The organism is Croceitalea sp. MTPC6 (genome assembly GCF_036985525.1).
Lineage (GTDB): Bacteria > Bacteroidota > Bacteroidia > Flavobacteriales > Flavobacteriaceae > Croceitalea.
Map to the genome: position 1 here is coordinate 346,095 of NZ_BTGR01000002.1, position 24,235 is coordinate 370,329.

The 24,235-nt window shown below is 35.8% G+C and carries 14 protein-coding genes; 5 read left to right on the plus strand and 9 right to left on the minus strand.

What is annotated here, in order from left to right:
• Positions 1–14 precede the first annotated feature (14 nt).
• The 4 genes from AACP56_RS06020 to AACP56_RS06035 all read right to left on the minus strand — a co-directional run bounded on the left by AACP56_RS06020 (position 15) and on the right by AACP56_RS06035 (position 7,073).
• Complete coding sequence (locus tag AACP56_RS06020; protein ID WP_339336858.1) at positions 15–3,230, minus strand: VCBS repeat-containing protein; 3,216 nt, start codon at positions 3,228–3,230, stop codon at positions 15–17.
• Between the two features lie 171 nt (positions 3,231–3,401).
• Positions 3,402–4,946, minus strand: a complete 1,545-nt coding sequence (locus AACP56_RS06025) for an SLC5 family protein (protein ID WP_339336860.1) — start codon at positions 4,944–4,946, stop codon at positions 3,402–3,404.
• A gap of 74 nt (positions 4,947–5,020) precedes the next feature.
• Positions 5,021–6,175: an LLM class flavin-dependent oxidoreductase gene (locus tag AACP56_RS06030; protein WP_339336862.1), complete on the minus strand. Its 1,155-nt coding sequence runs from the start codon at positions 6,173–6,175 to the stop codon at positions 5,021–5,023.
• A 10-nt stretch (positions 6,176–6,185) separates the two neighbouring features.
• Positions 6,186–7,073 carry an aldo/keto reductase gene (locus AACP56_RS06035; protein WP_339336864.1) on the minus strand — a complete coding sequence of 296 codons (888 nt, stop codon included), beginning with the start codon at positions 7,071–7,073 and terminating at the stop codon, positions 6,186–6,188.
• Positions 7,074–7,185: 112 nt separating this feature from the next.
• Here AACP56_RS06035 and AACP56_RS06040 point away from each other — a divergent pair, with 112 nt between their 5' ends.
• Positions 7,186–7,728 (plus strand): NADPH-dependent FMN reductase, encoded by a 543-nt coding sequence (locus AACP56_RS06040; RefSeq protein ID WP_339336866.1) that lies wholly within the window; start codon positions 7,186–7,188, stop codon positions 7,726–7,728.
• A 4-nt stretch (positions 7,729–7,732) separates the two neighbouring features.
• On the opposite strand, the gene AACP56_RS06045 is transcribed toward AACP56_RS06040, so the two are convergent.
• From AACP56_RS06045 to AACP56_RS06065, 5 genes are all read right to left on the minus strand, one after another.
• On the minus strand, positions 7,733–8,737 hold the full coding sequence (locus tag AACP56_RS06045; protein ID WP_339336868.1) for a LacI family DNA-binding transcriptional regulator: 1,005 nt from the start codon (positions 8,735–8,737) through the stop codon (positions 7,733–7,735).
• 44 nt (positions 8,738–8,781) lie between these two features.
• On the minus strand, positions 8,782–9,711 hold the full coding sequence (locus tag AACP56_RS06050) for a YeiH family protein (protein WP_339336870.1): 930 nt from the start codon (positions 9,709–9,711) through the stop codon (positions 8,782–8,784).
• A 92-nt stretch (positions 9,712–9,803) separates the two neighbouring features.
• Positions 9,804–13,142 carry a VCBS repeat-containing protein gene (locus AACP56_RS06055; RefSeq protein ID WP_339336872.1) on the minus strand — a complete coding sequence of 1,113 codons (3,339 nt, stop codon included), beginning with the start codon at positions 13,140–13,142 and terminating at the stop codon, positions 9,804–9,806.
• 215 nt (positions 13,143–13,357) lie between these two features.
• Positions 13,358–14,983, minus strand: a complete 1,626-nt coding sequence (locus tag AACP56_RS06060) for a RagB/SusD family nutrient uptake outer membrane protein (protein WP_339336874.1) — start codon at positions 14,981–14,983, stop codon at positions 13,358–13,360.
• Between the two features lie 13 nt (positions 14,984–14,996).
• On the minus strand, positions 14,997–17,987 hold the full coding sequence (locus tag AACP56_RS06065) for a SusC/RagA family TonB-linked outer membrane protein (protein ID WP_339336876.1): 2,991 nt from the start codon (positions 17,985–17,987) through the stop codon (positions 14,997–14,999).
• Positions 17,988–18,336: 349 nt separating this feature from the next.
• On the opposite strand from AACP56_RS06065, the gene AACP56_RS06070 reads away from it, so the two are divergent.
• The 4 genes from AACP56_RS06070 to AACP56_RS06085 are packed head-to-tail and all read left to right on the plus strand — an operon-like array spanning position 18,337 to position 24,210.
• The gene (locus tag AACP56_RS06070; RefSeq protein WP_339336878.1) at positions 18,337–19,359 is read left to right on the plus strand and encodes a LacI family DNA-binding transcriptional regulator; all 1,023 of its coding nucleotides are present in this window, start codon (positions 18,337–18,339) and stop codon (positions 19,357–19,359) included.
• A 22-nt stretch (positions 19,360–19,381) separates the two neighbouring features.
• A complete protein-coding gene (pgmB, locus tag AACP56_RS06075) occupies positions 19,382–20,038 on the plus strand; it encodes a beta-phosphoglucomutase (protein ID WP_339336880.1) in 657 nt (218 codons plus the stop codon).
• Complete coding sequence (locus AACP56_RS06080) at positions 20,039–22,342, plus strand: glycoside hydrolase family 65 protein (protein ID WP_339336882.1); 2,304 nt, start codon at positions 20,039–20,041, stop codon at positions 22,340–22,342. It begins immediately after the preceding gene.
• Positions 22,339–24,210, plus strand: coding sequence for an alpha-amylase family protein (locus AACP56_RS06085; protein ID WP_339336884.1), 1,872 nt, complete (start codon positions 22,339–22,341; stop codon positions 24,208–24,210). Before AACP56_RS06080 ends, AACP56_RS06085 begins: the two co-directional genes overlap by 4 nt.
• Positions 24,211–24,235 lie beyond the last annotated feature (25 nt).

Here is a 24,235-nt window from a genome sequence, read left to right on the forward strand (position 1 = left end):
GTTATTTTCATTTATTATTTCTCAAGAGAAAGCAGAATAGGTTTATCATTGTTAACACCTACTAAAAAATATGTTTTACTTTGAATGGTGATTTCTTTAATACTTCGTGCTGGACCAGAAATATCTGCCTTCCAATCTTTGGCCCAAATAAAATCTTTGTTTTGATCTAGTTTTAAAAAAGTACCGTGCGATGCATCCATTCTTCCTAAATGTGTGCTTATTTCGTAATTGTTCCCTACCAACAATGCATCTTTAGCACCATCACCATCAAAATCTTTGATGGCTATATCTTGGACCGTTGAAATTTGAGCCATTGCAGGAAGTTCCTTTTTTGTAAAATTTCCTTTTCCATCATTTTCAAAATACATGCTAGAAAGCTCATATACTTTTTTTTGTGAAGCCCTATCTAATTTTTCAGAACCAAACAGACCATCAATAGTTTGCGATGCAAAATTATCGTAAGAGAGGTATTTTTTGTTAAGAAATGGCATTTGTTTTACCAGTTCATCCTTAGAAGGAAAAGGTGTTTCTTTATTTTTATGAAAATAAGTGACTAGTGGTTCTATGGAGCCATTTGAATCAAAGTCATAACTATAAAGTGTTATAGGTTTTTCTTTTGAAGCTTTAAACTTACTGTTCTTACCCCAATTGCCAGCAACTAAATCTATATCACCATCATTATCGAAATCTTCAGCTTTAACCACGTTCCAAAAACCATGTGTATTATTCAAGCCATTATTGTTGAGTTTTTGGAATGTTTTGCCATTATTTAATAGAATTGATATTGGCATCCAATGGCCTACCACAATAATATCATTAAAACCATTATTATCGATATCTGAAAAAACCACATCTTTAACTTGGCCAATAAGTTCTAGCTCAGGAGCTATTTTTTGCGTATCATCTATAAAATTTCCTGCTCCATCATTTTCGAAGAAGTACTGTCTTGGTGTTTTTCCAAATTGCCAAGGCACTTGATCTGATGTAATAATTATATCCTGATCACCATCATTATCAAAATCAAAGGCTGCTACTTTTGAGGCGTTTAATTCTATACCCTTAAACTGAATCGTATCTTTATAAAAAGTGCCATTTTTATTGATATATAGTCTTGGTTGTAGCCTTTTAGATGATTTGAACTCATTCCCACCGCTAACTACTAACAAATCTTTATAGGAATCATTATTTGAGTCAAAAAACACATGTGAAACATCCTCACTAAATGCATCTGGAACAAAAACGGTTTTTTGAACTGATTCAAATCCGCCCTCAGCATTCTGTACATAAAGAGCGGATGGTTGTGTTTTAGCCCCACTTATAAAAATATCTTCAAGGGAATCATTGTTGATATCAGCAATTGAGATTTGGGGTCCCTCGTTTGTATTTGCAAATGGGACTAAGGGGTCACGGTCAAATTCTATGGTATTTTTCTCGTTATGTTTTAAAAAAATTGTATCACTTTTTTTAATAAGTAATGACTGAGCTTTTTTCAGGTTTTTATAAAAATTTGATTCTGCATCATCATATTTTAAAGTGATTGGATTACTGAAGTGCAATTTTTTGATTTTTTGAAATTTTCCATCTGGCCATATCACTTTAAGAGAGTCTAAGATGGTATCTTTTCCAACTCCAAAATGCAATTTATTTGGGACACTGGATAAATAACCTCTAGATGGAAAGTGTTCTAAATGTTGTTCCAAGTTTCCATTATAACTAATAATTTTTGCTCCTATTCCAAATAAATTGCTTTGGCTTCCCTGCAACTTAATAGTCAAAGATTTATTTAAGGTGCTTGAAGTATTTTCTAAAATATGAGCTGTTTCGTTCACGTTGTTTACGATAATATCTAAATCTCCATCATTGTCTAAATCTGCATAGGAACAGCCATTGCTGAAAGTGCCTTTTTTTTCAAACCAAGAATCGGTAACATTTTCAAATGATATCCCATTTTTATTTTTAAAGAAATAATTGTGAGCTTTTTTTTCGGGGATTTTAGTGATAAACCCCATTTCTTTTTCGGTCATTCCATCATCAATACTCTTCTGAATATTATCGTTTGCAATAAAATTGATAAAGTCCATATCGTTTGTAGCGCCTTTAATGCCATTTGATATAAATATGTCTTTAAGTCCATCATTATCAAAGTCAGCTAAAAGCGGCCCCCAAGACCATTCTGTAGCAGATATTCCGCTCAGATTTGCAATTTCACTAAAATTCGTGTTTCCTAAGTTAAGATGAAGCGTATTTTGCATATACTGAGGAGCATAACCATTTTTAAGGTATTGTTGATACTCTGGAAATGGGTATTCAAGCCCAGAAGTTTTATAGGTATGTAAATCTTCTGGAAGCATATCTAAAGAAACAATATCTGTTAGTCCGTCATTATTAATATCGGCAATAGAGTTGCCCATAGAATAATGGGTGGTATGTCCCAATTTTTTGTTATCTAGAGATATTATTTCTTTAAAAGTGCCATCTTTTTGATTGATATATAAATAGTCGTTTTCGAAGAAATCATTGCCAATATAAATATCAGTGTACCCATCATTGTTCAAATCGCTTAAGCCCAATCCTAGACCGTAACCTATACCACCTTGAAAGATACCTGCCTCGAGAGAAACATCAATAAATTTTCCGTTGTCGTTTCTTAAAAGCTTATCCCCCGATTTCTTATTGATTTGTTTACGCTTGCTACCTCTGCCGTATGTTCTATTAGGATGTGTTGAGTGATTCAATAGAAACACATCTAAATCACCATCCAAATCATAATCAAAAAAAGCAGCTTGGGTGGAAAAACCTGAAAAATCTAAACCATAGTCAGCAGATTTTTCTAAAAACGAAGGAACTCCTTTTTCATTGACGCCTTGATTTACATAAAGTAAGTTGTGGCCTTCAAAGTTTTTATATCCACCAACTTTACAAACATAAATATCCAATAACCCATCATTATTAATATCTACATGTGTTACTCCAGTGGTCCAATTTCCGGCATTTCTAATCTTTGATTCCTTAGTAATATCCTTAAACTTTAGGTTTCCCATATTCAGGTACAACCTATCTTCTTCTTGGTTTGAGGTAAAATAAAGGTCTACTAAATTATCATTGTTAAAATCTCCAGCCGCAACCCCACCACCGTTATAGTAATAAAGGTAATTAAGGATATTAAGTTCTGGATTGCTTGTAAGTTGGTTTTTGAATGTAATGCCGGTCTCATTTGCTTGGCGTTTCAAGAATAATTTCTCTGATTTTTTTTTACAAGAAAAAAAACTAAAACAAATTAAAATAACTAACCCTAAAAACCTTTTCATAAACCCAATGCAAACTAATGAGGCAAGATATAAAAACTACCTTATTAATTAAGTTAAACCTTTAAGGGATTTTCAAGATTTTACAGGTATTCTTTAGTGAAAAATGATATGTAGGGCAACTAAAGACAAAAGCATTCCTATGCCAGCTTTTGCAAGCATTGGGGAAGCAGGCTCGGCTTTTAATTTGTCTTTAACAAAACCTGTTCTAGAACCAAACCAGATAATTGCAAAACCTATGAGAATAACCCACATTGCCCTAACAAAGTAATTCATATCTGGGAAAAAATTTAGAAAGAAGAACTGTAAGGGAACAGTGGAAATAAACCCAATAAGCGCAATTTTGTGTTTGGGAAAAGCCAAGAATGCAGCAGCACATATAAGCACGACAATACCACAATTGATAAAATACCTGAGTTGATTAAGGGTATGGGTAAATGCAGCCCCCGGATCTTCAAATTTAAGATATAATAATACTACCCCAATAATAACACCTGAAATGAAAGATATTAGAATTGCTTTTTTTCCTGACTTTACAATCTGTTGGTCAGTTGCATTTTTGTTTACATATACTTTATAAATGTCAATTGACCACAGCGTAGCCAAAGAGTTAAACGTTGAATCTACTGTACTCATTAAAGAAGCAAAAAGTGCACAAAGAACCAAGCCTTTCACCCCAACAGGTAAATAGGTATTCACTAAATATGGGAAAGCAGCATCTGGCTCAGCTAATCCATTTTGGCCCAATATACCTACAAGGGCAATGCCTGGTAAAATAATGATTGCTGCCATGAAATATTTCATCAATCCGCCTACCATAAGACCTATTTGTACATCTTTTAAGCTTTTTGCTGCTAATGATCGTTGCACAACAGATTGATTAGCGCACCAATAGTTGATGTTTAATAAAAATGCCCCAAAAATATGAATCCAGGGAATGGTATCATGATCTGCAGGAAGGTGTAAGTGCATTAAGTCCCCAGTTTTGGTATATAGTTGCGAAAATCCACCTAGGTGGTGAATTGCAATGAGCATCACTACAACACCTCCGGTTAATAGAATTCCAAATTGGATTACGTCTGTTCTAACTACCGCTGCCAATCCACCAAAATAGGTATAAGTGGCAGAAAATAATCCTAAAAAGACTATTAAAATGGTGATACGTATCAATCGATCTTCATGGATAAAGGATAAATAATCACCAAAAACCAAATCGACTGAATAAGCTCCCCAAAACAATGCTGCTCCAAGCGTTATAGTTGAAAATAGAAGTATGTTAGAAGCTGAATATAACAATGCAATAGTACTGCCCAGCCTAGTTTTAATGAATTGGGTTATAGTGATGATTTTTTCCCGAAGATACATCGGCACAAAAATAAAAGCGGCCAGTAAAAGTCCTTGAATCGCATTAATCTCAAAATTAGCTTGGGCCAAACCGTACAAATATGCGGAACCCATAAAACCCAAAAACTGATACCCTTGCACATTAGTGGCAATAGTTGAAAATGCAATTGATGGCCAGCGAAGATTCCTAGAGCTTAAAAAATATTCTTCTGTTGTTGCATCTTTAGAGGTTTTTCCTGTAATGGCGGTCACAAAAACAATTACAAAATAGGCGCAGACAATCAGTAAATCAATCATTGGTATGCAAGTTTAAAGTTGGTTGAGCATATAAGATAAGACTTTGTTTGGAAAAATATACTTAAAACTAGTTGTTATACTCTTATGCCACCAGCTAAAGGCGATGTTGGTTCTTCTTCTGAAACTTTTCCTTGGGCAATTGGCATTGAAAAAGTTTTTAATCTTGGCAAAACAAGCTTTGCAAACCTTTCACATTCTTCTTTATGCGGATAGCCTGAGAAAATGAATGCCCTGATTCCCATTTCCATATATTGGTTTAATTTAGCTACGATTTGGTCGGGGTTACCTACTAGAGCTGCGCCACAACCCGATCGTCCTCTTCCAATCCCTGTCCACATGTGAGGTTCCACGTAGCCATCATCTTTAGATTTTTCACGCATTTCAGCTTGTCGACTGACACCGTATGATTTTGCATCTAAGGCACGTTCGCGCATTTCTTTACCCTGTTCAACTTCTAATTTTGAAACAATACTATCAGCATATTCTCGAGCTTCTTCTTCAGTTTCCCTGACAACCACATGAACTCTCAGCCCAAAATCTACCTTACGCCCATAGGAAGCAGCCTTATTACTCATATTCTCCATTAATTTCAACAGATTTCCTTCTGTTTCTGGCCACATTAGGTATACATCACAATGTTCTGCACATAAATCGACAGCGGCAGGAGAATATCCCCCAAAATATAAAAGTGGACCATTTTTTTGATATGATTTTCCTGGACTGGAGGGCAGTTTCATTTTGTAAAACTGGCCTTTAAAGTCAATCTCATCTTTGGTCCACGATTGTTTAAGTATTTCAATGACCTCTCTAGATCTTTGGTAGCGATCCTCAGATGATAAATCTTCACCAGGTAGATTTGATGAAATAATATTGATGGTAAACCTACCTTCAAGCATATGGTCTATGGTAGCCAAGGTACGAGCCAGCATTGGTGGATGAATTTCTCCACAGCGTACTGCGGCCAAGAGGTTAATTTGTTTTGTCATTGGAGCAACGCCTGCGACAAAGGGCAAGGTGTCTTGTCCAACTTGATATGAAGATGGACATAAGATGTTTCTATAGCCGTACTTATCAGCAGTCAGCAATATTTCTGAAGCATTTTCAAAAGTGCTTTTATATTGCATGTCACGTTCACCTAAATAACGGTCATCGCCATTGCAAATAGGAGCAAACCAAGAAACTTCTGCGCCTTCTAGATGTGGTGACCTAATTTGAATTTTATTATCCATATTCTTTTATTTAATCAATTTCTCTACCTAATGCAGCTTCCCATAACATATACCATTCTTCATGGGTTAATGTTATGTCAAGTGCTCTTTTGGCAGTCTTAATACGTTCAATTTTTGAAGTGCCCAACACAGGGATTATTCCAGCAGGATGTTTTCGTAACCAAGCATACAATATTTGATCGGGAGCTGAACTATACTTATCAGCCAATATCTTGAGTTTTCCCTTTATAGTTGTAATGATAGGGTCTTTTGAATCATTAAAGAGCGCCCCGCCACCCAAGGGAGACCAAGCACACGGAATAACCTTTAATTTTTGGCATTGGTCTAAAGTACCATCTTCAAAAGCGTTCCTATGCAACAATGATACTTCTACCTGATTAGTCACTAAAGGAGTGAACGAGTTTAATAGATCAAATTGTGATGGCGAAAAGTTTGATACTCCAAAGGATAACACTTTTCCTTGTTTTTTCAATTTTTCGAACGCTTCAGCAATTTCTTCAGGATTAAACAAATAATCTGGTCTGTGCATCAGCAACACATCTAAATAATCCGTCCCCAACTCTACGAGTGATTTGTCTACAGAGGCTAAAATATGTTTGGCGGATAGGTCGTAAGACTTAATAGTGTGTGACGGTCTATTTTCAGAAACTAGCTTGATACCACACTTAGTGGTTATCCTCATTTTCTTTCGAAGTTCCGGTTTAGATTTTAAGACATTACCGAATTCGGTCTCAGTAGTATAGTGTCCATATATATCGGCATGGTCAAAATCTATAAAGCCCAAGGCTATGCATTCTTCAATGAAATGCTCATACTCACTTTGGCTAAATTTACTGCCCCATGTACCCAAACGCATAGTACCTATGATGTAGGGAGATATATTTTTCTTTGATAGCATGGACAAGATTTGATTTATTTCCAAATGTAATTAAATTATTCAAAAATGTAAACGTTTACATTATAAAAATAATTAGTTTTGATATCTTTTTAAGAATTATAATATCAGGGGTATGATTACAGTAATATCAGGTTCTAATCGAAGCAATAATAAAACGGTGCATTTTGCAAAATTTGTTTTTGAAGAACTAAAGAAGAATACTGACGAAGAAATACGTTTTTTGGATTTGTCGAGTTTAGATGGAAGCCTTGTGAGCGAAACCATGTACAAAGATTCTGAGCAGCCTGAAATTATACAGAATATACAGAACACCTATTTTATACCTGCGAATAAATTTTGGTTTTTTGTACCTGAGTATAATGGTAGTTATCCCGGTATTGTAAAATTGGTTTTAGATTCAATATCGGTAAGGGCATATAATGAGAGTTTTGCCAATAAAAAAGCTTGTATAACCGGTATAGCTTCTGGTAGAGCTGGTAATTTAAGGGGTATGGACCATTTAGCGGATGTTTTAAATCATTTGGGTATGTACGTTCACCCAAATAAAAATCCTATATCCTCCATATATAAGTTGCTTGACAAGGAAAGCAATAACGTGAATATTGACACTTCAGAAATTCTCAAAAAACAGGCGTCCCAGTTATTGGCATTCTAATTTGTTAAGTAGCTGAAGATTCTCTGATAATCAATTTTGGAGGAAGTATTTTTTTTTGAGTTGGTAAGGGAGTTTTACTTTTTAATTGCCCTATAAGTATTTCTGAAGCATACGTCCCCATTTCAATACAGCCTTGATCAATTGTACTTAATTTGGGGTGGCTAAGCATACTGAATTTTGTATTTCCAAAACCAACTAATTTTACTTTTTTTGGAACTTTGATTTTTAAATCCTTTAAAATATTGAGGACATAAAGACAAGTTTCATCGCCATGTACGAAAACTCCATCAACAGGAAGTTTGCTTTGCAGCAATAATCTAATTTTGGAAGTATCTTGATTAACATCCATTTCTAAACTCAGGAACCGTTGTTTACTGATGGGAATTCCATTTTTTGCTAGAGCATCTTTAAATCCATCTTTTCTCCTCTGATGTATTGATACCTCTAAATCGCCCACAATATGCAGTAAATTTTTACAATTTTGGTTAATTAAGTGTTCTGTGGCAATATATGCCCCTTTATAATCATCTAGTATTACTTGGTCAATATCGTTTTCAAGTGGTGTTCTATCAAAAAAGACCATTGGCACTTTATTTGATTTGAGTTTGGCCAATATTGGTAAATAATCAGTCTGTTTTGAGACTGAGATTAGAATACCCTCAACATTAAGTTTTAATAAAGATTGGATAGCTCTGTTTTCTTTTTGACTTGATTCGTGCGATTGGGCAATAATTATATTATACCCGAGCTTGCTAGCCCTTAATTCTATACCATTTATAATAGCACTAAAAAAAGGATTGTTTATTTCTGGAACTATCACACCTATTATTTTACTCTTACCGCTCCTTAAGGCGGCGGCCATTAGGTTAGGCTGGTAATCCAGTTCTTTTGCCACACTTAAAACCTTTGCTTTGGTTTTATTTGAAACCAGATTACTATCGTTGAAAACCCTAGATATTGTGGCTAGTGATAAACCAGTCTTTTTAGCAATATCTTTTATTCCAGCCATTTTATAGATTAACCTTATTTAATAACAGTTCGGATTTTAAGTAATTACCCAAAGTTTATAATGTAAAAGAGTGATAGTGCTGCCAAAATTAACCAAGTTGCCACTCCAACAATTACTATAGTAAAACCTAGTTTTTTTAATTGGTCAATACTTATTTGTAAGCCAATTAAAAATAGGGTAAAAATGAGCAGTTTTCGAGACACCCATACAACCTGCTCAAAAATGGTATCTAAATTGGGTAAATATGACGCTAAAATTATGGCCGCTAAAAACCCCAATATAAACCATGGAAATTTAAATTTACCCTTAGTCTCAGAACCAAAAGAAATTATTAGGACTAAGGGAATGATCCATAATGTTCTCACTAATTTTGTGGTTGTTGCTATGCTAAGAGACTCTTCACCAAATAATTCTGCTGCACCGACAACAGAGCTTGTGTCATGAATTGCTATAGCAGACCATAGTCCAAATTGTTCTTGAGATAGTTGGAAGTAATGACCTATGGATGGAAAAATAAATAAAGCAATTGCGTTTAATAAAAAAACAATAGCCAATGAAATAGATGTTTGATTGGAATTAGCTTTTATGCTAGGGCTAACAGCAGCTATCGCACTACCACCACAAATTGCGGTTCCTGATGCTACTAAAATTGTAGTAACCCTATCCGAGTTTAATATTTTACCTAACACAAAGGCGATTATAAAAACCAGCACAATAGTTATTAGGGTCACAAAAAAACTATTTGAACCCACTGCCATTGCTTCTTTGATCTGTATTCCAAAACCAAGGCCAACGACAGATGCTTGTAGTAAAAGTTTTTGAATTTTTTTGCTTTTATCTAAGAATTTAACATCACTGAGCCTAAAAATTCCGCTAACCATACCAATGCCCAGTGCCAGTGCAGGTGATATATAACCTAAAAATGTGCCTAGGAGTATTAATATTGTAAAAGCGAAAGAAATTGCCTTGGACATCATAACTTATATAAACATACAAATAAAAAATGTAAACGTTTACATTTTTGCTTTTTCAAACGAATGTATGATATACTTAATTATTAATTGGATTAAGGAGAATTCAGTGTAAATAGTTTTGGATAATCGTTGTTTCTACCAACAACGAAATATTTTTTTCCAGAGTTATCTTTCAAAGAAAGAATGTGCCTTATTTCACCTTTTACAAAAAATCCAGATTCCTCATTTGGGAGCCATTCAAAATTACCATTATCAGTTCCCAGAAGAATATTTCCGTAACTTGAATCTAGACGACCATACTGAGGCTTTAAATCGAAATCATTGCCCCCAAGAACAATATCTAACTTTCCATCATTGTTTGTATCTGAGCAGTTGATGGCGCATACGCAAGAAAATTGCACCTCTTCTGGGAGTGTCTTTATTGAGAACTGTCCACCACCTTTATTTAGTGCAATCAAACTTTCATTAGTATTTACTGTTTTAACTATAGCGTTTTCAAGTATTTCTTTCGGGAATAGCTCATCAATACTTTTTTTTGCATAGTCAGAAAATTTTAAATTTTCTTTTTTCATTGAAACAATTTGGTTTGTCATTTCCCTTTTCAATGCTATGGGAACTTGTCTGCCATTTACCAACCGTGTAACAATTTGTTCTATGGTGCCATTATCGTCAAAATCGTTTATATACATGTTTGATGGACTTTCTTTACTGACTTTATAAGTAGTATTAGTTCCTTTATTGCCCAAGATTAAATCTATATCTCCATCATTATCTATGTCAGTTGCATTTAAAGTATTCCACCAACCAGAGATGCTGTCCAAATTGGTACTGTATAAACTTAAACGTCTTCCGTTATTTTTTAAAATTTTTGGAGTCCCCCAATCACTTACCAGAATCAAATCCTTTTTTGAATCTCCATCGATATCTTGCCAAGATGCGCTCGTGAGCATGCCAATATCTTTAAGGGCATATGCTTTACTTTCAGTTATATCATAAAAATTCCCTGTACCATCATTTTCTAAAAACAAGTGTTTGGGGTTTATTCCATATGTTCCCGGAACACTACGACTTAAAATTGCGACGTCAATATCGCCGTCATTGTCAAAATCTTCTGGGGCAATAGCGGAAACATTATGATTTGTACTTTGTATGTCATAGATACTTTTCTTAAAATTTCCATTGCCATCGTTTATATATAAGCGATTTTTATATGTATTCGACTCACTCATTTCATTCCCGCCGGAACCAACAAACAAATCAACATCGTTATCTCCATCTACATCAAAAAAAGCCGCGGCTGTATCTTCATAACCTCTGTCTGAGCGAAAAGCATTTAAGGAACTCATTGCTTTTAAGGTGCCTCCTCCTTTGTGAAGATAAATATTAGCGGTTTGGCCTTTGGCACCACCAATAAAAATATCATCATTTCCATCTCCATCTACATCTGCGACTGCCATAGCAGGGCCTTCCTGAGAAAGCATTTCAGAAATTAAACCTTCATAATCAAAATCAATATGTCTATTTTCATTGTGTTTGGCTAAAGTATTATCAACCTCCTTAAAAAGATGTGACTTCTTGTTCTTTGAAATTTTAAAATCTTCCAGTGCTTCTTCTTGTTTTAGAATTAGAGTTGAATTGATAGATGGTTTCTCAATAATTTGAAATTTATCATCGGGCCATATAACCATCAAGGAATCTACATCTTGATATTTACCAATACCAATTATTGCTGTATAATCTACTGAAGATTGAAACCCTCTTGAAGGAATTACTTCATGTCTAAAAATTTGCTTGTCCTTAAAAACCTCTATGATGCTTCCAATACCAAACGTATTTGGTTTTTTGCCTTCCAAGGATATCTTAATGTAGTTTTTTGAACTCTTTTCAGAATTATTTTTATAAACAAACAACTCTTGATTCACATTGTTAATTATGAGGTCGAGGTCTCCATCATTGTCTAAATCTCCATAGGCAGCGCCATTAGAGAAACTTGGTTTTTCAAATCCCCAATCTTTACTAACATCAGAAAAAGTTAAGTTGCCATTATTTTTAAAGGCATAATTTGGTATAGGTGTTGATGGCATTTTATCAATTACCGCTTGTTTTTGATCTCTATTTCCGTAAACAGCTGTCTGTTGCCTTGTTACGTCTTCGAAGAAATCTATAAAATCCTGATTCGTCAAGTCATGATAGATACCATTACAAACAAAAATGTCTCGATAGCCATCGTTATCCATATCAAAGACTAATGCACCCCAGCTCCAGTCTGTTCCCGAAACACCACTATAACTTGCAATCTCAGAGAAAACATTACCTTGGTTCAACTGCAATGTATTCTGCATATATTGATAATAGTAGTCATTTTGGAGTTTTAGCTGATGTATATCAAAGGTTTCAAACGTGGTGGTTTCTTTCAATCTTCTATCATCATTGGGCAACATATCCGTAACAAAAATGTCAGATTTACCATCATTATTAATATCTGCCATATCTGCCCCCATGGAAAATAAACTTAAATGGTTTATCCAGCTCTTGATGTCTTCTGTAAATGTGCCATCTTGATTGTTGATATATAGATAATCATGTTCAAAAAAGTCATTGGAAACGTATATGTCAGGATAAAGGTCATTGTTTATATCACCAATGGTAACTCCAAGACCAAAGCCAATTAGACTTCCATAGATATTCGCACTATCACTTACATCGGTATAGATTCCATTATCATTCCGCAATAATTTATCGCCTCCCCCTTTGAGAGCGTTGGGAACATCCCAATTACTGGCTCTTATATCTCTTTTGTTTTCGTAACCTAAACTAGCCACTGGAATAAAACTGTTGTTCAACATGTATACGTCTAAATCCCCATCTTTATCATAATCAAAGAACGCTGCATGTGTAGAGAGACCGCTATTGGCAAGGTTATATTGTTCTGCTTTTTCTGTAAAGGTTAAATCGCCATTGTTGATGAAGAGTTCATTTTTTTGGTCATCTCCTTTTATATTGCCAGCATTGCACACATATATATCAAGCAACCCGTCTGCGTTTATATCTACCATAACAACTCCTGTTGACCAAGCTTTGTCACCAGATACACACGCTTTATTAGTAATATCTTCAAATTTAAAATTGCCTTTATTTAAATAAAGTTTGTTTTTCTTTCTGTTTGCTGTTAAATAAATATCTGGAAGCCCATCGTTGTTAATGTCTCCTATGGCTACACCGCCACCATTATAAAAGTTTCGGTATAAGAAAATATTAAAGTCTTCTTCGTTGGTTATTTCATTAATAAATTCAATACCGGTCTCATTTGGATTCAACTTGGAGAATAGTTGAGTATCTAGACTATTAGATTTATTTTCTTTAGAAGTTTTGGTACATCCAACAAAAATCATGAATAAAAAGCAGAGATATAAGAAAAATCTTTTCTTCATTAAATGGGTATTATGTAATTTAAATAATGAATGCAATATAAAATTATAAGAACTTCTTTGTCCTATTTATACAATTATAATTTTTATCCAAACTAAATAATCAATTTAAAATTTCATAATTGAATGCAGAATATTTAAAGCAACCTTTTGTTTAATTAAAAATAAAAAGGGAGCTCTTTATGAGCTCCCTTCTTGGATTTTAAGATTTAGAAAATTTAATATCCTTCGTTCTGAGTTAAATTTGGATTTGTGGCCAAAGCGGCTGCTGGAACGGGAAACTTAACCCTAAATGCATCTGTAACGTTTTTCATTTCCCAAGTGTCTGAAGCAAAAGTTCCAAATCGTAGTTGAACTGCTCTTCTACCTCCCATTACTCCTTCGGCATTCAGTTCCCTGGCGATGATGTCTTGCATGTCATCCAAAGTAACACTTCCTAACGGTGCAGCACCTGCTCGCTCTCGTATGGCGTTTACATCAGCAAGAGCTGACGGTCCACCAGTACCACCTCTTAGGGTGGCTTCAGCACGCATGAGTACTGCATCGGAGAAACGCATCCAAGCAAAATCCCTAAAAGTATCTCCTGGTAGATTTCCATCTGCAGCTCGTTGAGGATTTTTAACGATTCGAATACCATTACGTTCATTGTTCACTTCCAAATTGGTGAGAATAACGTCCTCATAAACTAGAGGATTCTCTTGTCTATCCGTAAGGTTTTCACCAGAAACATTTCGTTGTTGCCCTCTGATATAACCGGTAGATACACCAGCTACTTCCTCACCTGGAAGTCCAAGTCGTGCATCCTGAGCTACATCGTCGGTACCAAAAAGTCTAAAGGTTTCCGTCAAGGTGACAAAACCGTTCCAACCCCCTTGATTAGGGTGTAGTTGATTGTACATACGTGTTCTTATGTCACCTTCAAGCATAAAAATTACTTCTTGATTGGTATTATTGGCAGGATCCCATATATCAAAATAACTTTCATCATTATCAGGATCATCAGCTCCGATACCGTCAAGCTGAAAGCCTAGTGCCTCTATTGCATTGATGTCTGAAATGACCTGATTCATATCTCCTTCTGAGCCTACAAGGTGAATAGCATTTAACTGCACCCTAGCTCTTAAGAAACGTGCGAATGCCTCTCCTACCCCAGACAAAGTTCCAGCTCTATCTGCTCCTGAATCTGCGGGTTTCAAAGGTGCATCGGGACCATTGGAGGAAAGGTTACCACTAGATAGCGCAGTGTTCAAATCGTCTAAAATAAAGGCAAAAGCCTCTTGAGCGGATAACACTGTAGGGTTCACATCTGGACCATCATCCACTCCCCTTATTGGTACTTGGCCAAAGAAATCCAGTATAGAATATACATGAAACGCACGTATAACTTGAGCTTGAGCTAATTGACTAGGATTCGCGTTGGAACGTGAATCAATCAACTGATTTGCGCGAAATGTTGCTGCATTATGCCTATTCCAAGCTTGTAGTACGTAAAAGTGATTTGGATCCCAGGTATGGTTGTGCAACGTACGCCAAACCCCATTATCGCCCCAGTCGGCACCCCTGGTCAATACGGCGATATTTTCTGCGGATACCTCCATCAGCGCATATGAGCTTTCTTGGGAATCTTGGCGGAAAAGCCCTATTCCATCACTATCACCACTGGTGTAGAGCGCCTCAAGACTCGATGAGGCACTTGATACTCCACTGAAACTACCACCGTCTGATTCAACGGAAATAGAATCCTGAAAGTTGGGTTCTAGGTCTGTACATGCTTGGGAAGTCACTAAAAGTAAACTTACACCAAGTGTTTTGATCAATTTGTTCTGTAAAAAATCTTTTTTCATCATTTCTTTTTTTTTAAAAACTTGCATTAACACCTAGTGAAAAGGTAGTAGGTCTTGGGTAGGAAGTCAAATCAATTCCCAAGGATGGTAAGTTATTTAGGGTTCTATCTGTTGATATCTCAGGATCTTGTCCCGTGTAATCCGTAATAACAAACAAATTCTGCGCATTAAGGAACAATCTTAAGCTACTAAATACACTACCTTCTCCCACATTAAAATTGTGGCCCAACGTTACGTTTTGTAATCTTAAGAACGAACCATCCTCTACAAACCTTGAAGAGACCGATTGAGGATTAAAAGGATCTTCAACTCCAACCAAAGGCAATGTGTCCGCATATACATTTCTACCTTGAGATAGGTTAGGAATAGTGGAGAACGCATTTCTAGTGTTGTTGTATATGGATTGACCAAACTGTCCGTTAAAGAACAAGCTTAAATCCCAATTTTTGTAGTTAAAATTATTGGTGAAACCCAAAGAAAAATCAGGTAAAGCACTTTCTCCGATAAAGATTTGAGCACCTTCACTGCCAAAAATATTACCTCCATTCTCATCTAAACCTTGCCAATCCCTTGTAAAGAAGCTAAACAAAGGTTGGTTGTTAGCCAGACGTTGTGCAAAAGCTCTAGACAGCCCAGGCCCATTAATTTGCCCTGCATCGATAGCCGGTCCTGTATAATTTTCAAGAATGTTATCCGTGTAGGTAATGTTAAAGTTCAAATCCCAATTAAAGTCTTCGGTCTGTACAGGAATCGCATTAATAGTAAATTCCACACCGGAATTAACGATATCCCCATCTACATTAGCAAAAACAAACGGCTGTGGAGCAGGTTGCGCACTGTTGACTTCCAATAAGAACTGGGAGGTCGTTCTTTTAAAGTAGTTCACAGAACCTGTAATTCTATTATCAAGAAAACCATAGTCAACCCCAATACTCAATTGTTCATTCTCCTCCCACTGCAAATCTGCGTTATTAAAAGCTACCGTACTTATGGCCCCGGGATCGTTCTGGTTTCCAGTGTTAAAACGTTGGCGTTCAATAAATCTGTTGGATCCAAGTCCTTCTTGGTTACCGGTTACCCCCCAGTTTGCTCGAAGTTTAAAGGTGTCAAAGAATTCTGGAAACCAATCCTCTTGGTCAAGTGCCCAAGAAGCACCCACTGCTCCGAAAGTACCATAGCGATTATTATCACCGAATCGTGATGAACCATCTATTCTTACAGTTCCTGAGAAATTGAATTTACCATTCAAAGAGTAATTGGTACGTAAAAAGAATGATTGTAATTCATCTCTCTCAAGAGATGTATTGGCAGCAAATTGTTGTGCTCTTGCGATATTGTTAATCATTTGAAACAAATCTGGGGTTTCAAAGTTAAATGCGCGGAGAGTAATGGTTTCATTTACAAACTCTTGGTAGGAATGTCCTAGAACAACATCCAATACATCGTCCCCGAACTCCTTATTGTAATTTAAATAGGATTCCCAGGTGGTATTGGTCAAGTCAATTTCATCCAAGTTCGCTCTACCATTGTCTAACGTCCCGTTGGCAGCAAAATTTCTTGATTCTGCTGAAGCTGCTGAAGAGGTAGATTTATCAAGGCCTACCAAGGTATTGATAGTCAAGTTATCTGTTATTTTATATTGTGCCGACACATTAATAAGAGCCCGTAATGTGCTAGAGGTTGCGCGAGTCAATTCTAAAAGTGCTAACGGATTCCTTCTTTCATTTGATGGTTGGTTGAATCCAGCTATAAAACCTTGGTCTCTCGTGCCATTACCTGTTAGAGGTTGAGTAGGGTCCCAACCTATGGAAGCTGAAAGCAAATCACCTCTTGCATTTGGGTTGTTTGTAATTGGAGGTCTCTGGGTTTCAACATTGGAAATAGTAGCTTGTGTACTTAATTTCAACTTGTTGTCAAAGAATCGCTGCGTTGCGTTAAACCGAGCAGTCAACCTATCAAACGTACTGTTTTCAACTTCACCTTCTTGATCTTGATAGCCCATTGAGATTCTATAATTTCCGTTCTCACCACCACCACCGTAAGCTAGGTTATAATTTTGGGTAAAAGATGTACGATATATTACATCGTAAGTATCAACATTACCATCGCCGGGAACAAAAGAACCACCAGAAATAGTGTTTTGGGCAGCCAAGAATTGCTCCCTGGAAGCTATTTCTGGACGATTACCAACGTATCCTACTGAGAAAGTAGAAGAAAATTCCAATATATCCCGTCCTGAACTACCAGATTTTGTCGTGATGAGAACAACCCCATTTGCACCTCTGGAACCATAGATGGCTGTGGAAGCGGCATCTTGAAGAATATCAATACTCGCAATATCATTTGGGTTTAAGAAACTCAAAGGATCCAAAGAACCTGAACTTCCAATATCAGAACCTCCATCGACAGTACCTCCACCTGTTGAAGCGGTGGTGTTGGCTCCATTTAAGGGTACGCCGTCAACTACAAAAAGAGGGTTGTTTTGTGAACGTACAGATGCAGTTCCTCTAACTCTAACATTTACCGCGGCACCTGGCTCACCACTAGTGGTTGAAATCTGTACACCGGCAGTTTTACCTTGAATTAACTGTTGAGGATTTACGATAACCCCCTTGTTAAATTCTTCTGCTTTAACACTTTCAACAGCACCGGTAGTACTTCGTTTGGTTGTTGTACCATAACCAACGACTACAACCTCGTCCAATTCACTAGCATTTTCCTCCAAAACTACATTGATAGTCGTTTGTCCGTTAACAGGAATTTCCTGAGCAGAGAAACCTATGTAGCTAAAGACTAAGGTAGCGTCAGCTGCCACATCATTTAGAGTATAATTACCATCAAAATCTGTCTGTGTACCGTTGGTAGTACCTTTAACGACAACACTTGCACCCGGCAATGGGCCTGTAGCATCAGAAACCGTACCCGATACTGTCTGTGCTTGTAAGGTGCCAAAGCAAATGAATGCCCCTAACAAAAACAAGCTTTTAAGTAGCGTAATCTTCATAAATAATTAATTTTAAGTTTAGTTAATTTAAATTCAAGAGTTAAACATATATAAAAATTATGTTAATTTTCAAGTTTTCAAAAATTACAACATGCGAAAACGATTTCGTGTTAATAACTTCTCGAGATTATCAGTTGTTTAATTCTTGACACTTGAAAACACTAAATCCATAAATACGATGCGAAATATATGCAAAATCAATGGAATTACCTTAAAATATAGTTTTTTTGTTTGTAAAGTAATTACATTAACAAATTGATTTAATGTTAGGTTAACAAAGTTTTAATGTAAGTTAATTGTTAAAAAGCGTTAGAATTAGTTACAACTGATTGTATTTAAAATTTTTTAAATGTTAAAGAAAAAAATTACTCTCAAACATATCGCACGAGAACTTGAGGTCTCAATATCTACGGTCTCAAAAGCATTAAAAAATAGTGAGGAGATAAGTAGGGAGACAAAAGAGAAAATACAGGCATTTGCAAAATTATACAACTACAAGCCAAACAACATCGCGATAAGCCTAAAAAACAAGCGAACGAAAAATATTGGTGTAGTAATACCAGATATAGTTCATCACTTTTTTACTACTGTAATGCGTGGTATTGAAAAATATGCGAACACTAAAGGATATAATGTGATTGTATGTCTATCTGATGAATCTTTCGACAAAGAAGTGATTAATATGGAAATGTTGGCAAACGGAAGTATAGATGGATTCATCATGTCTTTATCTGCTGAGACTGAAAAAAAGGCAGATTACAATCACTTAAGAGAAGTAACTGGTCAAGGTATTCCCTTGGTTCTATTTGATAGGGTTACAAATGAAGTAGATTGTGATAAAGTAGTTATCGATGACCAGTTGGCAGGATATTTGGCAACAAAAAAGTTAATAGATGAAGGGCGAAAGAAAATCGCTTTGCTTACTACTGAAGATTATTTTAGTGTAAGTAGAAATAGAAATGAAGGCTACCGTAAAGCTCTTTTAGACAATGGATTGGAAGTAGACAAAAATTATGTTTTACAATTACCATATATGGATATAGATGAAAAGGCTGTTAGTAATTTCTTTGATCAGGTTAAACCTGATGCTGTTTTAAGTGTTAATGAAATTTTTGGGATTCACGCTATGCGCGTGTTACAAAATAGAGGCAATAAAATCCCCCAAGATATTTCTATTATAGGATTTACGGATGGACTTCTAGCCAAATATGCAAACCCAAGCTTAACTTCAATTGCTCAACATGGACAACAAATGGGAGAAATAGCTGCAGAAATGCTCATTCAAAAAATAGAAAGTGAAAAAGAAGATGAAACTTACCAAACCAAAATTTTAGAACCCACTTTAATTGAACGGGATTCTACAATTAATTAAGTTTGCCCAAACACTTAATAAAATGCAAAGAGTCGGATTTATTTTCGATTTAGACGGTGTAATTGTAGATACCGCTAAATATCATTATTTGGCATGGAAGAATTTGGCCAATGAATTAGGTTTTGAATTTACAGAGGAACAAAATGAACTTTTCAAAGGAGTAAGTAGAAAAAAAAGCCTGGAAATTCTTTTGGATTTGGGAAATGTCAAGGCAACTAATGAACAATTTGATTCTTGGATGGTCGAAAAGAACGAGGACTATTTAGCTTACATTGAGAAAATGGATGAGTCAGAAATTTTACCAGATGTTCCTAGGGTACTCCAATTTCTTAAATCTAATGGGATACCTATTTCTTTGGGTTCTGCCAGTAAAAATGCTAAATCAATTTTAGAAAAAGTAAATCTACTTTCATATTTTGATGCTATTGTTGATGGTAATTCCGTATCTAAGGCCAAACCTGACCCAGAGGTATTTATAATAGCTGCAGAAAAGCTTCAAGTGTCTCCAAAAAGTTGTATTGTTTTTGAAGATGCTGTTGCAGGTATACAGGCTGCCAATACTGCGGATATGGTCAGTATAGGAATAGGTGACAAAAATGTATTGCACGAGGCTGACTACGTATTTCCGGATTTTACGGGGATTGACACGACTTTTTTAAAAAAATTAGCAAATATTTAGATGAACCAAGATTATATAAAACCAAACGAGTGGTCAATACTGGAAGATGGCTTTGATTCTAATAGAGTAAAGTCTTCTGAAAGTCTTTTTAGCATAGGCAATGGTGCTATGGGGCAACGAGCAAATTTTGAAGAGCATTATTCTGGAGAAACATTTCAAGGGAGCTATATTGCTGGCGTCTATTACCCCGATAAGACGAGAGTTGGTTGGTGGAAAAATGGATACCCCGAATACTTTGCCAAAGTATTAAATGCACCAAATTGGATAGGAATAGATGTTTTTATTAATGGTGAGCGTTTGGATTTAAATACTTGTAAAAAAGTAAAGGACTTTACTAGAGAACTTAATATGAAAGAAGGTTGGTACAAACGTTCTTTTAAGGCAACACTCCAAAATGGAATTGAAATTTCTATAGTTGCAACCCGATTTTTAAGTCTTAAGTTAGATGAGCTTGGGGCTATAAATTATGAGTTGGAATTATTGAATTCTGATGCTCAGGTAAAATTTATTCCCTATCTGGATTCTGGGATTACCAATGAGGACAGTAATTGGGATGATAAGTTTTGGAATACTACAAATATATCTTCTAATGATAATAGGGCTTTTATAGAGGCGCATACCATGAAAACTAATTTTTCTACCTGTACCTACATGCAGGGAGAATTGCTTTTAGATGGAAAAAAAGTCCAAGAAACTAAATCCGAAAAGACAGATACAAAAGTTTCTCTTGAATTTGAGTGCGATTTAAAAAAGAACCAAAAATTGAGTTTGGTAAAATATGGCGGATATACTGTTTCAACAAACCATAAAGCAAATGATTTGGTCAAGGCTGCTAACTCAATTTTGGACAAAGCTGTGAATCTAGGTTTTGATGCTTTGCTAGAGGAACAAAGAAAGGCTTGGGCTTCAATTTGGGAAATGAGTGATATTACTATTTCTGGTGATGTTAAAGCACAACAGGGTATTCGCTTTAATATTTTTCAGTTAAATCAAACTTATTTAGGAAAAGATTCTAGATTAAATATTGGCCCCAAAGGTTTTACTGGTGAAAAATACGGGGGTAGCACCTATTGGGATACCGAAGCTTATTGTCTCCCCTTTTACATGGCGACCAAAAACCAAACGGTAGCGTGGAACTTATTAGAATATCGTTACAATCATTTAGAAAAGGCAATAGAGAATGCTCAAAAACTTGGTTTCTCCAACGGGGCTGCTCTGTATCCAATGGTGACAATGAACGGCGAAGAATGCCATAACGAGTGGGAAATTACCTTTGAGGAGATTCATAGAAACGGTGCTATAGCATTTGCTATATATAATTATTATCGTTTTACTGGTGATTACAGCTATATTCCAGAAATGGGATTGGAAGTATTGATTGGAATTTCGAGGTTCTGGCATCAGAGAGCTAACTTTTCAAAAAAGAAAAAGAAATATGTAATCTTAGGAGTTACAGGTCCAAATGAATATGAAAATAACGTAAATAACAATTGGTATACCAACTATTTGGCCAAATGGTGCATTGAATACACTATTGAACAAATTAAAAAGGTCAAAGATGGATATTTAGTGGATTATGACCGTGTGATGGCTCAAACCAAACTGACGGACAACGAAATAGACCTCTGGGCAGAAGTTGCTAATCAAATGTATTTTCCCTATTCAAAAAAGCAAGAAGTCTATTTGCAACAAGACGGTTTCTTGGATAAAGAATTGGTCAAAGTTGATGATTTGGACAAATCAGAACGCCCCATTAATCAAAAGTGGAGCTGGGACCGTATTCTTAGATCTCCATATATAAAACAAGCTGATGTCTTACAAGGCTTTTACCTTTTTGAAGATCATTTTTCAACTGAAGAATTAGAAAAGCATTTTGATTTTTACGAACCTTTTACCGTCCACGAATCTTCCCTATCCCCATGCGTCCACAGTATTCAAGCAGCTAAACTAGGGAGAATGGACCAAGCCTATAAATTCTATTTAAGAACATCTCGTTTGGATTTGGATGATTATAACAAAGAAGTTGAAGAGGGTCTACATATAACTTCAATGGCAGGAACATGGATGAGCGTTGTTGAAGGTTTTGGAGGAATGCGTGTACTGGAAGACAAGCTTAATTTTACCCCACAGATTCCAAAAGAGTGGGATTCTTATTCATTTAAAATTAATTTCCGAAGCAGGGTACTAAAAGTAACAGTATCGTCTAAAGGTTCAAGTTTTGAACTAACTGGAAAAGAAGAAATGTCAATTCGTGTTAATGGAGAACGAGTTGTACTTACTCCTGGTATGGTAACACAAGTATGAAAAGGTTAATTTGGGTTTTACTGATAGTAATGATTGGATTGCATACTGCATGTGATGATAAAAACCCAAGTAAGAATGAGACCAAAACAATGAGGAAAAAAGCAGTCGTTTATCAAGTTTTTACCAGACTTTTTGGAAACACTAACAACACAAACAAACCATGGGGTACCATTGAAGAAAACGGAATAGGTAAGTTTGTAGACTTTAATGATAAAGCACTCTCTGAGATTAGAGGTTTAGGTATTACCCACATTTGGTACACGGGTGTCCCACATCATGCATTAATTAATGATTATACAGCATTTGGAATTTCAAAAGATGACCCAGATGTTGTCAAAGGCAGGGCTGGTTCACCCTATGCAGTAAAGGATTATTATAATGTAAATCCAGATTTGGCTATTGACCCTACCAAAAGGCTAGAGGAATTTAAAGCACTTATACAAAGAACCCATAAACATGATTTAAAAGTGCTTATTGATATTGTTCCCAACCATGTTGCTAGAAATTATGAAGGACTTACAAATCCTGATGGGATTGTGGATTTTGGAGCAAACGACGATACTTCGGTCGAATATGCTAGGAACAACAATTTTTACTACATACCGAAATCAGAATTTAAAGTTCCTAATTGGGAAAATGGTTATTTGCCTTTGGGTGGAGATAAAAATCTTTTGACGGATAATAAGTTTGAAGAGATTCCTGCAAAATGGACTGGAAATGGTTCAAGATTACCGCAGCCAAATTTTAATGATTGGTACGAAACTGTGAAAGTCAACTACGGGGTTAGACCAGATGGGACTAAAGATTTTGATGAGCTTCCTGAGTCTTACAGTCAAATGGATTACAAAGCGCATTTTGAGTTTTGGAAAGCTAAGGATGTTCCTGATTCTTGGAACAAATTTAGAGACATTGCATTGTATTGGCTGGATTTTGGGGTAGATGGTTTTCGCTTTGATATGGCAGAGATGGTGCCTGTAGAATTTTGGAGCTATATGAATTCATCAATCAAGATGAAAAATCCTGATGCTTTTCTATTGGCTGAGGTTTATAATCCACAGTTGTATCGTGATTATATACATAAAGGCAAAATGGACTATCTCTATGATAAAGTAGAGTTGTATGATAGTATAAAACATATTATGCAGGGCCATGGATGGACAGACCATATTCCAGTTGTTCAAAAAAGAATGCAAGATATTGAGCATAACATGTTACATTTTTTGGAGAACCATGACGAACAGCGGATAGCAAGTCCAGATTTTGTGGGCTATGCAGAAATTGCGAAACCAGCGATGGTAGTATCGGCGACTTTGAGCACTTCACCTACTATGATATATTTTGGACAGGAAGTTGGAGAGCCGGGTGCTGAGGATGCAGGTTTTGGTAAACCAACGCGAACCTCAATCTTCGATTATATAGGTGTTCCAAGTCATCAAAGGTGGGTAAATGATAAGAAGTTTGATGGTGGGCAGCTCACCGATGAAGAAAAAGACCTTAGGGATTTTTACAAGCGTCTTTTAAATTTCACCATTACTAGTGATGCTTTAATGGGCGAATATGAAGAAATCCATTTTTACAATAGGGAAAATACAGAAAAATATGACCATAGGGTTTTATCTTATGTACGTTGGTCAGTAGGTGAAAAACTTATTATAGTCTCCAATTTTGATTCTCATAAGGAATACGATTTTGAGTTGAAGATTCCTAATCATATCATCAAAAATTGGGGTCTTGACAATACTGAATATTCACTGCGAGAAGAATTGTACGATAAAACAGATTTAAATCTAAAAATAGAGGATGGTATTGGATTTATAACAATTGCCTTAAAACCTTTACAATCTTATATTTTCAGTGTGCAGAAATAAAAAAGGCGAATCAATTATTGATAAT